General features: G+C 52.9%; 12 protein-coding genes and 2 pseudogenes. All 14 read right to left on the reverse strand.

The window, feature by feature from the left end; translation table 11 throughout:
- Positions 1–4: 4 nt before the first annotated feature.
- On the reverse strand, positions 5–976 hold the full coding sequence (locus RYB66_RS15250; RefSeq protein WP_316894783.1) for an NAD(P)H-dependent flavin oxidoreductase: 972 nt from the start codon (positions 974–976) through the stop codon (positions 5–7).
- A gap of 77 nt (positions 977–1053) precedes the next feature.
- Positions 1054–1416 carry an antibiotic biosynthesis monooxygenase gene (locus RYB66_RS15255; protein ID WP_316894786.1) on the reverse strand — a complete coding sequence of 121 codons (363 nt, stop codon included), beginning with the start codon at positions 1414–1416 and terminating at the stop codon, positions 1054–1056.
- A gap of 40 nt (positions 1417–1456) precedes the next feature.
- Positions 1457–1939 (reverse strand): flavin reductase family protein, encoded by a 483-nt coding sequence (locus RYB66_RS15260; RefSeq protein ID WP_005731727.1) that lies wholly within the window; start codon positions 1937–1939, stop codon positions 1457–1459.
- 77 nt (positions 1940–2016) lie between these two features.
- Positions 2017–2730, reverse strand: a complete 714-nt coding sequence (locus RYB66_RS15265) for an RraA family protein (RefSeq protein WP_316894788.1) — start codon at positions 2728–2730, stop codon at positions 2017–2019.
- Complete coding sequence (locus RYB66_RS15270) at positions 2714–3904, reverse strand: isocitrate/isopropylmalate dehydrogenase family protein (protein ID WP_316894790.1); 1191 nt, start codon at positions 3902–3904, stop codon at positions 2714–2716. The genes RYB66_RS15265 and RYB66_RS15270 overlap by 17 nt, the downstream gene beginning before the upstream one ends.
- Positions 3901–4929 (reverse strand): nucleoid-structuring protein H-NS, encoded by a 1029-nt coding sequence (locus RYB66_RS15275; RefSeq protein WP_005780178.1) that lies wholly within the window; start codon positions 4927–4929, stop codon positions 3901–3903. Before RYB66_RS15275 ends, RYB66_RS15270 begins: the two co-directional genes overlap by 4 nt.
- Positions 4930–5206: 277 nt before the next feature.
- On the reverse strand, positions 5207–6118 hold the full coding sequence (locus RYB66_RS15280) for a LysR family transcriptional regulator (protein ID WP_005746904.1): 912 nt from the start codon (positions 6116–6118) through the stop codon (positions 5207–5209).
- Positions 6119–6653: 535 nt separating this feature from the next.
- Complete coding sequence (locus tag RYB66_RS15285) at positions 6654–7358, reverse strand: DUF5625 family protein (RefSeq protein ID WP_410478405.1); 705 nt, start codon at positions 7356–7358, stop codon at positions 6654–6656.
- A 7-nt stretch (positions 7359–7365) separates the two neighbouring features.
- A pseudogene (locus tag RYB66_RS15290) lies at positions 7366–7545 on the reverse strand (transposase); the annotation flags it as partial.
- A 259-nt stretch (positions 7546–7804) separates the two neighbouring features.
- Entirely contained in the window at positions 7805–8260 is a 456-nt protein-coding gene (locus RYB66_RS15295; RefSeq protein ID WP_316894792.1) for a hypothetical protein, read from the reverse strand.
- 495 nt (positions 8261–8755) lie between these two features.
- Entirely contained in the window at positions 8756–8983 is a 228-nt protein-coding gene (locus tag RYB66_RS15300) for a hypothetical protein (protein ID WP_248697170.1), read from the reverse strand.
- A gap of 272 nt (positions 8984–9255) precedes the next feature.
- Positions 9256–9891 (reverse strand): hypothetical protein, encoded by a 636-nt coding sequence (locus tag RYB66_RS15305; RefSeq protein WP_232829546.1) that lies wholly within the window; start codon positions 9889–9891, stop codon positions 9256–9258.
- Positions 9881–10615 (reverse strand): HNH/endonuclease VII fold putative polymorphic toxin, encoded by a 735-nt coding sequence (locus RYB66_RS15310; RefSeq protein WP_232829547.1) that lies wholly within the window; start codon positions 10613–10615, stop codon positions 9881–9883. Before RYB66_RS15310 ends, RYB66_RS15305 begins: the two co-directional genes overlap by 11 nt.
- 132 nt (positions 10616–10747) lie before the next feature.
- Positions 10748–12856, reverse strand: a pseudogene (locus RYB66_RS15315) (DUF637 domain-containing protein); the annotation flags it as partial.
- Between the last annotated feature and the right edge of the window lie 164 nt (positions 12857–13020).

Raw genomic sequence — 13020 nt, forward strand, 5'->3', positions numbered from 1 at the left:
CGGGTCAGCGGGTCGTGCGCAGACGTTCAACACAGGCGGCATAGCCGCGCAGGGTTGACTCGATAATGAGCTGTGTGGGCAGCACCTCCTTGATCAGGTCCGCCACCTCGCCGGCCCAGATCGCCCTGATACTCACATCATCGGCCGCCAGTGCTGCTTCATATTCAAGACGCAATTGATCGGCTGATGCAGCAAACGCCTGCTCCTCACCTACCCAACTGTCGGAAAATTTATTGGCGATCACTCGTCCGCTGTAGCCCTGCGGCCAGTCGATGCCGCGCACCTCATCGAAGATCCGGGTTCGCACCGTATCGCTCGCGACAGCCTGCACCAGGCGCTGTTTTACCCGTTCGGAAGGCAGTGCTTCCTGCGAAGCCAGAAAGCGCGTCCCCATCATCACGCCATCCATGCCGAGCGCAAGCGCAGCAGCCATGCCACGGCCATCGGCAATCCCGCCGGCACCGATAAGCACAACATCGTCACCCACCGCGTCGCGAACTGCCGGAAACAGCGGCAATGAAGCTCGGCGCAAACTGTGACCACCCGCCTCGGCGCCTTGCACGATCAGCGCATCGGCACCGGCGTCCAGCGCTTCTAGCGCCTGGTCGACGTCATGCACCTGAACGATGACTTTGGCGTTGGCCTGTTGAATGGGCCGGACGAAAGGACGTACATCGCCAAACGACAACGCAACCACTGCGGGGCGGTACTCGAGAGCCAGCTGAAGCAATTCGAACTGCCTCGCCACGGTAAACATGACCAGGCCCACACCCCATGGTTGCTGCACGTCGTGCATCATCTCCAGTTCACGCGCCATCCATTGCGGATCGCCGTAACTGGCACCCACCAAACCCAGACCACCGGCCCGGGAAACTGCGGCCGCCAGACGCCCTCCGGACGCCCCACCCATCGGTGCCAGAATCAGAGGATGTTCAATTCCAAGAAGAGAAGTCAGTGCTGTATTGATCGTGGCCATCGCCTGATACCTGTGAAAATCCGAGTGAATGTCAGACGAAGGCGACGTCTAAGCAGCCTTCGTCTGCAGCTAATGGATCAACCCGCTTTTTGTAATGCAATTTCAGGGGTGATGTACTCGGCCACGTTATAGAGGTGGTATTCCCAGGTACCGGTTTCCTTTAACCGGGAGTATCGCGATAGAAACTCTTCGTCGGTAAACAGCGACTCGAACTGACTGCGATCACTCCATTGCGCCTGATTGATGACGGTCTTGCCGTCCGTGCTCTTCATCAATCGGCTCCATTTGAACGCACTGTAAGTACGTGCGACATAACTGACCGTTTCTTCGAGAATCTCGATAGCCAGGTTCTGAGCACCTTCATTGACCTGTACAACATTGATCAGATACACCGCCTTGTCATCGGTGACGGAGTGAGCGTCGAACAATTCCATTTTCATAATCAGTTCCATTTATAAAAAGAAGTATAAGAACACGTAGTTAAGCCAGAAGCGGTGTTGAAGCCGCCGGTTTACCGTCTTGCCAGAGCAGCGGTGAAATCACCTCGGCCACTGCCGTTTTCTCGACCAGCCCGATAATGATCTCGTGAGTGCCGCAGGTCATTCGTTGGGCTACCGAACAGAAAAGCGTCGCCTGGGCGGTACGCAGATAAGGCACCCCCTGGTCCTGCTGCCAGTCTCCGCTTTCAAACCGCGCAGGCCCGTTGACTGCTCCGCCAAACACGCTGACCAGTTCAGCCTGCCCGGTTTGCAACAGATTGACCGAGAACTTTCCCCGCTCAAGCAAAGGCAGGTAAACGCTGGCGCTGTGATTGATGCACACCAGAATGGACGGCGGGTCACTGCATACCGAACTGACGGCAGTGGCTGCCATACCGTAAGGCGTGCCCTCATGTTCGGTTGCCACAAGGGTGACGGTCGACGTCAGGCGGCGCATGGCTTTCTTGAAGGCAGCGACATCGATGTCGGGAGACTCAAGTGCGCTGAGTCGAGTTTGAGGTTCAGGTACATTTGCGCGTGCTGCCAATCGGGAAGCCTGATTCATGGTCGTTCTCCCACGCTGACTTTTTCAGCGTCCGTCAGCCAGGGCTGGTCGTAACGATAGGTGCTGCGGGCATTCTCCAGTGTCGAGCCCGTGGATATGGCCTCGATAATGCTGCGCTCAGTCTGCTCGACCGCCTGAGCACGGCGTACAACCTCGGCGGCCAGTTGCTGTGGAATAACCACGCAACCACTGCCATCACAGACCAGAAGATCACCGGGCCGGACAGTAACCCCATCAATGACCACAGGCACTTGTACCGCTTTGAGTTGTGCGCGGTTCTTGGCTGACTGCATGAAACGGCCACGACTGAACAACGGATAGTTGCACCTGATAACGGTATCGATATCACGTGCCACGCCATCGATAACAGTGCCTTTGATGCCGTTGGCCAAGGCGAAGTGGGTCATGATATCGCCCCATACCGTGCAGTCATGACGCCCGGCGTTGGAGGAGACAATCACCGCGCCGCAAGGCACCTGATCGATGTAGTTGGCCGCCCCCTTGAAGGTTGTTGGCGCATCGACCGCTTCGTACTGCACGGTGAACGCAACACCGACACAACGAGTGCCCGGCACTTGCGAAACAATACCCGGCAGCCCTCCATTGATCCCGAGACTGTCCAGTGCATCAGACAGCGAAGCGGTATCCAGATGTTCACATGCGTCCAGCACGGTTTGCGTAATTGCCACCGGTTCAATATGCGCTGACATGACGTTCTCCCTGAGCGGAGGCCTGCCCGGTGCGGTACCCGACAGAGCTGGCCTGCAACTCGATGCACTGCTGGACAATCGCTTCGCCCACCTGGTCAGTGGTGTGGGAACCGCCAAGGTCGTAACTGCGAACGCCAGATTGTGAAACCAGGCTGACGGCGTGAGTGATACATGCCGCCTGGGCCGGGTATCCCAGATGTTCCAGCATCAGTGCAATGGCCATGAACATCGCGCTGGGGTTGGCCTTGTTCAACCCTGCATGAGCAGGCGCACTGCCATGTACAGGTTCGAAGTAAGCACCTGAATTGCCAAAGTTGCCGCTGGGCGCAAAACCCAGGCCACCCATTACGCCAGCACCCAGATCGGAAAGGATGTCGCCGAACATGTTCTCGGCAACAATCACCCCGAAGCGTTCGGGCCGTTGCACCATCCACAAGGCAACCGCATCGACATTTTCGATAACACCGGTTATGTCCGGATAACGCTGTGCGATTTCTTCGAAGATACCCCGTGCAAACGCACTGCTGTGTCGCAGCACCATCGGCTTGTCGACAAACGTGACCCGGGTGAAGGTGTTCTTGCGCGCGTAATCGAATGCGTATTCAAAAATACGAGTCAAACCACTGCGCGTCTGCAGGCGCAACGTGACGGTCGCGTCCTCCTGCCCTTCCCGCTGCCACGGCGCGCCAAGTGCTTCGCGCTCTTCAAGCAAGGGCACCAGCGCATCCGGGACATGCCCGAAGTCCAGCCCCGCATAAAGACCTTCGGTGTTTTCTCTGATCACGACAAAGCGAAATCTGTCTTCACCGGTCATGTCGGTAACCGGGCGTACATTGGCGTAAAGGTCCAGGTTCTGCCTGAGCTGAATGACCGGGCTGACGTAGCGGCGGTTCTGGCCCTGGAGTGCCAGGGGCAGCTCTGCTTCCGCCTCTGCCAGCGGCTTGCTGGTTATTGCCCCCAGCAACGTTGCGTCACAGCTGGCCATGACTTCCCAGGTCTGGGCAGGAACCGTTTCACCCTCGCGCTTCCAGCATTCCCAGCCGATATCCGCCGGTATCAGATCAAACGGCAGGTGCAACGCTGCAATCACCGGAAGCGCCGCTTCCATGACCTCAATGCCGATACCGTCGCCGGGCAGAATGCATATACGCTTACGGGATATTTGGCCGGTCATAGCGCAACTCCTTTTACGCTTTGCGACAGGTCACTGAAGATATTCGACAACGCCGCTCGCGGAGCAAGGCGCGCCACTTTGTCCTGTTGATGCATGACCTCGATCGCTCGGTACTCGGAGGTCAGTTGAAACCGTTCAAGGGTGTCTGCCACCCGCTGACTGACATCGTAGGGGAAGTTGTAAGTGCCCAGAATGATATCCATCAGCGGGCTGGGCATATTGTTATGCGGTATCGAGTTGGCTGTGACAGCGGACAATTCGATCACCTTGACCAAGTCAAAACCGTGGCTGACGCCTATACGCTCCAGATAAGCCACCAGCATGCTCAAGTGAAGATTCCCGGCCCCTTTACCCATGCCGCAGATGGACGTGTCGATGTATTCAGCACCGGCCTCGATAGCCGCCGATGCATTCGCCAGCGCCAGCGACAGATTGTTATGGGCGTGAAACCCCAGTGGCACCAGCAACCGGCTTGCGAGGCGACTGAACAGCCGATGCACATCGGCTGGCAGCATATGACCGTTGGAATCCGCGCAACAGATGATGTCCGCACCGGCACCTTCTGCACGAGCGGCCGTATCGAGCACGGCTCCCGGCGTCTGCGATGTCACATGCGTTACATTGGCGCTGACACTGAAGCCGTGATCCCGGGCCAGTGACAAGGTCGCCAGCCCTTCATCCAGTTGATCGCGGCGCAGACAGACACGAATCATCGAAACACCCTGCTCCTTGAGCATGGCGAAGTCATCTACCGTGATGTTTTTCGGGTGAACCATAACCGCCAGCTCAATACGTCCAGCGGCGGCCTGCGCAATGTTCTCAATAAAGCGTGCGCCTACATCACTGGTCAGCCCGTGCTCGCCCTTCGGCGCAAATGATCCCTTGCAGTAACCAATTTCACAGAGGTCGACGCCTGCATCCGCCAGGCCTGAAGTAATAGCTCGAGCCTGGTCTTCCGTGAAGTTGAAGTTGTTTCGATAACCACCGTCACGCAATGTAACGTCGAGAATCTTTATGTCGGCCATGAGAATCTCCGGCTGTCCTTAGGGTGTAAACAGGGTGCTTGAGATGATCTTGCCACTGCCTCTATTCTTGTCGTTATCCAACAGCGCCGCACCTGCAAACATTGCCGAGCCGACACCTGAACGTCTCGGAGTTTCGAATCATTAACTTCTTAACTCGACATTGATCCTCGTCAAAATCGACCGCATTGTAAATTGTCGATATTTGATCAGGGGATGGGAATTTTTTCACCGCCACCTTATGTGTCTGCCGAAATAACGACTTCTGGCACTGGCCCGACTAGCGATAACAGCTTTCTACATAATTCATCGCGGCCTGAATGGAAGCCACCGCGCGCAAGTCTTCATGCACGCCCAGCCAGACATCAACCTCCAGCGGTGCCGACAGCTCTACCCGGCACAGACGAGAGTTAGCCTCTACCGCAAAACTTGGAAGCAAGGCAATGCCCACACCGGTTTCCGCGGCACGAATTTGCAGTTCTACTGTTTTGGCTTCCAGCACGAAGGGGCGTTCACCGACAATATTTCTGAGCCAACCGTTCTGACTGTCGCTCATCAGTTCATTGTCGTAGGCAATAAACTCATAGTGCTCCGGGTGCCGCTCCTCCAGATAAAAACGTGCGCAATAAAATGAAAATGAGGCGGTGCCGATACGTCGTGCGACGATGCCACTTTCAACCGGTCTGGAAAACCGTATGCACAAGTCAGACTGGCAACTGGATAACGACGAATACTGATGATCCCCCAGCAAGCGCAGCACAATGCCGGGGTGCATGGCACGAAACGCCCCCAGTTGCGGCACCAACTTCTCGACCGCCACCGAGGGCGGCGCGCTGATGGTCACTTCCACACCCTGCGCTACCTGCGCGGCAACAGCGAGACGGCCAATGGCCTGGGTCTGCGCCTCGATCTGCCGCCCGATAGCCGCCAGACGCCGCCCTTCATCAGTCAACTCGTACAACCGCTTGCGACGGTCGACAAGCTTTACATTCAGGGATTTTTCCAGCGAAGCGATACGCCGCGAAACAGTAGCGTGCTCCACACCCAGCACCCTGGCAGCGCCGCTCAAGGAACGAATGGCGGAAAACATCACGAAGTAATGCAAGTCCTCCCAGTCAAAACAGACTTTCGGTTTTCTGAACAGGTTATTAACGTCAAGGGAAACTGATCCATCCAATGGAGTCATTGTCATTCAAGTCATGTCCTTATACGGTTCGCGCGAATAAAAGTCTTCATTACGTATCGACGATGAGTAGTGGCAGACGTGCAGAACGATAAGGATAATGCTGATAACTTCCTCAGGCCCGAAGAGCGAGCGGGTGCCGTGGGGTAGTTTAGATATTGGCGGGTGGGTATTACGGAGAGGGGTTCGGATGATTTGGGACGGGGGTGTCCGGAATGGGGAGATTGGTTTGGAAAGAAGCAGCAAGATTAAAAAGAGAGGTTATTGCTAAGCATAGAGCATTTTTACTTGTTAGCTACATACAGGATATAACTATCTAGAAACACTATTACAGTTACCTTTCAGTTCATAATGAGTAGAACGGCAACCTTCTCAGGTTGAACTCAATCACTACCCCAATAGATTCATACTTCTCAGCAATACATCACCCACGTTCATAAAAAACACTTTCAAATGCTTCATCGACGCTCCACCTCCTTATCCATATACGTACGTTATACGTCTCCCCCCTTAAACCCCTCCCACTAACGCCGCGAAATCCAGCTTAAATTTTTCGATTATAATAAGAAAACTCGACATAACTTTCGATACCACTAAACGCATCAATCCGCTCAAGGGTCAGCACCTCAACAGTGTACTCGCCCGGCAAAAAAGCAAAGTGTTTTATATCTCTGACCTGTGTAGACTTATAATCACCCTCATATTCAAAAGCCTGCCCGGAATTAACACCTTCAGTTATGACGACCTCATCAAAAAAAAAGATCCCATTTTTCAGAATTCGCAAATGAACAGGAATAGCAACACCTTTCCCGTTATGCATATCTCCGCCCCACACTTTCCCTTGTCGAGCCGCTTCAGATTTATTTTTGCTCCAGACGAATAAAAGAGCGATCCTATAGCCACCACGTTCGCCAACCCTGAATTGTGCGACCGCAGACTTACTCGGCAAAGAAACATCAATAGGTTTGACTATCAACACCTTTTCTGAACACCCTGCAAAAAGAAAACATAACAACAGCGTAAAGAAACCGTTAAAAAAAGACATATATGAACAGCTCCTAATATAGTAAAAAGCAACACATCTATATACGTGAAAAATCACCCTCCCACCAAAGTTTTTCCACAACCGCTCTCTCAAATTCTCCTGCGCATGCCGCTGTAACGTACGCAGGAAATACTCAATCACCCGCTGCTTCCCGGTCTTAGCTTCCGCCGTCACCGCCATGTCCAGCGGCAGCTTGATGTCCACATTAGCCGACTTGAGTCACGTCAGCTACATTCGCCGCAGTTCCCCCTAGGCTATGGGCTAAACCCGACTCGGCATCGACGCCGATATGCGCTTTCATATCGAAGAAATATTGATTTCCTTTCTTCGTCTGATGCATATCAGGATCGCGCTTGCCTTCCTTGTTTTTGGTCGAGCTCGGCGCGTTAAGTTTCGAGTATTTTGAATTCGGAATCCATATCACGCAAATAGCTCTCAGGCGCATCTATATACTTTTGAGTAGCAAACTTAGGTTGTAATGACCACGTTTCCATATCGCCAGTGGGCTTTGGCAGAAAGTTCTCAATCAATCATGGCGGCAATTCTACCCAACCGACTTTTCGTACAAAACCTAGAAAAAATGGACATCCAACATCCGAAAAATTCAAGCAAGCCGTTCTGACCCACCCTCTATTTCTCGCCTTTGAAAACTACAAAACATTATTATAATCATACATGTATTCAATATACTCCAACTCACCCCACACATGACCATCCAGCCTGTCAATCATAACTACCCCACCAACCTTCCCCTCATCTCCACCAACAATACTAAAAACCCAAAATACTGGCGGTGACTTCTCCGCCCGAGAAGAATCGAATACGACATCAAAACCTTTAGCTCTTGCATAGTCAACGGCAAAAGCAGCAGCTTTTTCAAATTCAATATTACTCACATCTCTGTATCTGACAGGAGAGCTGAAGACCTCAATCCCTTTACGCTTCAACTCAGTAACTATTGAAACCATCTTCACTCTTTCTACACTCAACCCCAGATAACCAGAGTATTTTTTCCCGGGCATACACACAAAATTCTTATCAAATATACGCAAAGGTCCAAATTCGGCACCTTTATGCTGACCCAATACAAATGCATCACACTTCATTCTCAACCTCACAATATCTTATGGTCGAATCACCACGCCACTACCAGTCAACACTGATTTCAAGCTATCTATTGGCACCGAGTAAGACGATCCCACCCCAACTGGCCAAGGGTCTTTAATGAATGCCCGACCACTTTGAACGGACTCAACAACAATCGCATGTGCACCAGCACCGGCCCTAACACTTGCTACAACTGAAGCGCCACTCTGGATAGAATCGGTAATAATGTCGACATTTAAAGCTGACATATACTCTGCCCCCCTTCAAAGCCAAGCTCTTTTAGTCCGCTAGGTATTTTAGACAACGCAGTACCTTCATGCGTCGTTCCAATCGCCTCTCGGCCGCGCTGCTCGCTCCTGACTCAGCAGTAGAGGGAACGCCTTTTGGACCAACTCAACTTTTGCCTTTGATATGATTTCGCCACGGGACAAGCAGCTCCTCCAGCAAGACTCGATCAATAACACCATCATCAATGGTGCTCACAAAAGTAGTAACTAACTGAAAATCAAAGGAAATATTTTTTTCAGGTAGTTTTTTACGGCACGAATTAGTTCTTCCACCTCATCTAGATTTTTCGAGCCCATATTAATAGAGAGTGTATTTTGCTGCAGCGCTGAATAAAGCTCTAATATTCTACCCACTACTTCTGCGCTCCCTTCATCTATTGGATAAATAAAGTTTGGCGGGGGCAATGCTCCATATTCTTGAGGCGGCGACCTCATTCACAAACTGCTGCACCTTAGATCTAATGTGCTGATCCAAATCCTGAGCCACGTAGAAAGTTAACTGTTGCTTTTCATGCTCTAGCGGTTCTGAATGCATTATTCAGCTCCTTTTTTCGACGGGTATGCCGGGAGAGCAGCCTCTGAACCGCCCGGATTATATCTAAAACCTCCTGGCATGTGCGCGTCCAAATGCCGTGTATCAGGCAGAGGCACAGTAAGTGTTTGCCCCCTGAACATGGTGCGTTCATCCGCAGCTTAAAACGAACAATTTAGATCAATAGTTCTTTAATAACCTCCGGTAGCGCGATCGCCACAAATCCTCTCTCGGTATCATCAAACTCACCGGCACGTTTAAAAACAATACCTCCTGCCTTACTTACACAACGGAGCCAATCAAAGTCTTTAGATATCTCCCCAGTCCATCTCATATCGAGAGCACGCCGAAAATCAAAACTTTTCGGCAATGCAGCAATGTATGAACAGCGTTCATGCACAATCAAATCCGCAACTATTTCTATGGATGACTCGTAAAAACACATAACGCCAAAAAACTTCACGCCTCCACCAACTTCAACCATAGTCTCAATCGCGTCATTACTATCAGGTATCTCAAACCCTCTCGACCTCAACGCCCCCCATAATTTCTTATGACGTACCACTCGTGTATCTGGCTGTGTTGCCGAATTACCTAAGAACAACCAAAAATCATACTGAGAAAATCTTTCGGCTACCAACTTATAGATAAACCTTAGAACAAGACCTAGTGGCTTTTGTGCCTCTAGTGAAATCGAAAAACTTGCAGCCGACAATACCGCCCCCTCCGCGATGGCTGCGCACGGGATATAGATTATTTCATTTTCCTTTAAAACATTAACCGTACTAGCGACTCTGACATCAGTAGTCATAATGGTTCCCCGATTCATCATTAAAGTGAGAGCCTCGATTTTGTGGATTTCCTACACCGAAATCATGCCCTCCCTCATCGTCGCGAATTCTTACCGTTCGAGTGCCGCCACCCGACGCAGGCACCTCAAATTCATAAATTTTTCCCGGCTGAGGATTACCTCGCTTGTCTACGTTGGGTAGCACACTGCTAGGCTGCTGACTTGTCGGGATACCTGATCGACGCTTAGCTTCGTTAAATGCACCACTTCGCGCAGCACCAATGGGACTCATATTTTCTGGAACTGTGCCTTTTACAGCGACTGTACCCACGGTCGCAGGAGTTCGACCAAGAAGTGCTATCCCACCAGCAGCCATCAGGTCGGTAAGCAGAGTAGCACGCTCTTTTACATCTGTTATTGATCTCCCCTTCTGAGCATCGAGCCAGCTCGTGTCTTTGACCCACTGATCAAGCCCGGCCGTTTCCTCAGGTGTCAGCCATCCTTCCTTCACGTTTTTGGCGTAAGCCATCTGCTTATCAGAAACGAATAGCGCGCCCCAACCATCCACGCCTTGTGACGGAACAGCAACCGCCCCGGGATTGCCTGTAAGCAAACCAGCCATATCGTAAGAAACGCTGTGCTTCAAGAAGTTAAGCAAGTCTTTGGCGACAGGCTCTGTGAGCGAGACCGCGCTTCTCTGAATGTCCTCGACGCAGGATCGGCTTGTGCAAGCATTGATGGCCATTGAGCGTTCGCTCGATAGCTTCTCGTAGTCAGCAATGATTGAGCGGATGTTCTGCTCTGAGCAACCTTGCGAAGCCCGACAGCCTTGCAGCTCATCGAGCAACCGCTGGGCCGAAGGGTGGTCAAGATTGTTCTATTGCGTACTATTAGCCGTCACCGCCGCTGCTGCCGATGCGTCCCCGCCCGTTGCGGCAGCAGTCAGAGCACCGATCAACTGCGAGGCAGTCATCAGCTTGCTGACACCTGCCTGATAGGCTTGAGAATCTCTGTCAACGCCTTTTGGCAGAAGCCTCTCCGCCAGATAATCGACAACCATTTCATTCGCGCCAGCGGCCAAGGCACCCGTTCGGAAATCGCCGCCCATTGCCTCGGACATCAACCCGCCAAGCACGGCATGCATGCCGACTTTGGTGAGTTTGCCCTCATCGAACAGAGTGAAATCACCTATCTTGCCTGCGGCAATGGCGCCACCCGTAGCAATTCCCGTACTGACGATGGAAGAGCCAAGGTTATCCTTGAAACTCCCGCCCATGATCGCGGTCTTGATCACAGATTCGGTGATCACCTTAGTCGCAACGGTCTGAACACTCGCAAGGTCCAAGCCCAGATTTTTCGGGTTGATGGTCGGTACGAAACCTGCCATTACGCCCGCCATGGCGTATCCCTTGATGGCGTTGGAAGACGTCACGTCTTTGAAAACAGCGCCAAGATCACCCTTGTTGTTGATCGTGCTCGTCACCGCCGTCGTCGCAACGCTGGTTGCTACAGCGCCGCCAATACCAGCGCTTAAACCAAAGCCTGCTGGGCCCATCACCGCCGCCATCAGGATGGCGACAACAATCTGCGCAGCAGGCCCAAGGCCCGAGTTGTCGTACTTGAAGCTTTCGTGGATTTCCTTGACCTGACGCCAGTTGATGTCACCTCGTTTCTCGGCATCCTTGATCCAGGCCAGTTGCGGATCAGCCTTGACCATTGCGTCGATGCTCTGGCTTACGCTTTGCTGATTGACCTGTTTCACATCAATGCGCAGACCGTTGACGGCCTGAATGGCAACTTCGCCTTTGGCCACCAGTTCGCTCTGGCGAAAGGTCTCGTCGGTTGCCCCTTTGCCTTTTGTCGAGAACCACGCTGCACTGCTTTTGTTCTTGGTGTGGCTTTCGTCGTGGAGGTCTTTCACGCCCTCGAAATCGATTGCGCCGCCACTGTTGATCAACAGGTCATTGCCACTGTTCAGTTTGGCAACCTGATAACGCTGGTCGCCGCCACTTGCCAGCGTCAGGTTACCGCCTGTAGTGATTTCACTGCTGATATTACGCGTGTCGGTCACTTCATCGCGCTTGAAGTTTTTCGCCCCAAAACTCCCCTTCTTCTTTTTGTCATACAGCGAATAATCACTGTCCTGCGCAGCCAAAATATCCAGATTCTCACCGGCTACCAGATACGCCTCTTTACCGGCCGTAATACGGCTAGAAATCACGGCGAGGTTCTGGCCAGCCTGCAAGGCAACGCTGCCTCCCGCTTCAAGATCGGCGGCAACCTGGCTGACGTGGTCTTCCTGACGGGTCAGTTTTTTGCTTTTGGACAGGGAGTGTTCTTCGTCCGCCGCAGAGCTGATGGTGAGGTTTTCGGTCGCGGCCATGGCGATGTCGCGTTTGGCGTCGATCTGGCTGGCGATGATGGAGATGTCGCGTCCGGCCTGAACGGTCAGGTCGCGTCCTGAACTGGCGGTTGAGCCCAGTTGGGTGATGTCGCTGCTGTTGTGTTTGCTGTCCGAGAACAGGCTGTTGGTGACTTCGGTCGGGGCGATGGTGACGTCGCGTCCGGCCTGGATGCTCATGTCACGACCGCTTTCCAGCACGCTGCCTTTGTTGATGACGTCGCGGCCTGCCGAGATGCTCATGTCATTGGCGGCTTCGATGCGCGCGGCACTGTCGGCGAACTCGTTGTGGCGCTGACCGCGCGCGCTGTTGTCAATCGAGGTGATGCTGCGTTCGTTGATCACGTCGCCGTTGATCGCGGTCAGTGAAACATCGCGACCTTTGATGATGCCGCCAGCGGTGTTGATCAGATCATTACCCGCGAGCAGATCGAGCCGGTTGCCGGCTTCTATCAGGCCGGCGTTGATCAGGTTGTTGCCTGCGACTGCCGAGAGGTTGTTGGCGGCGTGCAAGGTACCGACGTTGTCGAGGTTCTGGCCGGCAATCAGAGAGACGTCGTTACCCGCAATCAATGCGCCGGTCGGGCAAACTCAACGACCGTGTTGCACTCGGTTCCTGCAACCGCCATCACACGAGGAATGCCATTCTCGTCAACGTATTTGAGGGGGCCACCATCGGTCTGAAAAGGCTTCCAGCCTTGAGCCTCCGCGTACTCCTTTAACTTACTTGCTTTTGGCGTGCGACCGGT

The sequence above is a fragment of the Pseudomonas syringae group sp. 243L2 genome, assembly GCF_032587875.1.
In the GTDB taxonomy this organism is placed as follows: Bacteria; Pseudomonadota; Gammaproteobacteria; order Pseudomonadales; family Pseudomonadaceae; genus Aquipseudomonas; species Aquipseudomonas amygdali.

Excerpts from the sequence above, each read along its gene's own strand:
- RYB66_RS15275 (WP_005780178.1), bottom strand. The coding sequence starts at position 4,929 with ATGGCCGACATAAAGATTCTCGACGTTACATTGCGTGACGGTGGTTAT.
- RYB66_RS15310 (WP_232829547.1), bottom strand. The coding sequence starts at position 10,615 with ATGGCCATCAATGCTTGCACAAGCCGATCCTGCGTCGAGGACATTCAG.
- RYB66_RS15305 (WP_232829546.1), bottom strand. The coding sequence starts at position 9,891 with ATGACTACTGATGTCAGAGTCGCTAGTACGGTTAATGTTTTAAAGGAA.
- RYB66_RS15300 (WP_248697170.1), bottom strand. The coding sequence starts at position 8,983 with ATGAGGTCGCCGCCTCAAGAATATGGAGCATTGCCCCCGCCAAACTTT.
- RYB66_RS15265 (WP_316894788.1), bottom strand. The coding sequence starts at position 2,730 with ATGTCAGCGCATATTGAACCGGTGGCAATTACGCAAACCGTGCTGGAC.
- RYB66_RS15295 (WP_316894792.1), bottom strand. The coding sequence starts at position 8,260 with ATGAAGTGTGATGCATTTGTATTGGGTCAGCATAAAGGTGCCGAATTT.
- RYB66_RS15250 (WP_316894783.1), bottom strand. The coding sequence starts at position 976 with ATGGCCACGATCAATACAGCACTGACTTCTCTTCTTGGAATTGAACAT.
- RYB66_RS15280 (WP_005746904.1), bottom strand. The coding sequence starts at position 6,118 with ATGACAATGACTCCATTGGATGGATCAGTTTCCCTTGACGTTAATAAC.
- RYB66_RS15270 (WP_316894790.1), bottom strand. The coding sequence starts at position 3,904 with ATGACCGGCCAAATATCCCGTAAGCGTATATGCATTCTGCCCGGCGAC.
- RYB66_RS15255 (WP_316894786.1), bottom strand. The coding sequence starts at position 1,416 with ATGAAAATGGAATTGTTCGACGCTCACTCCGTCACCGATGACAAGGCG.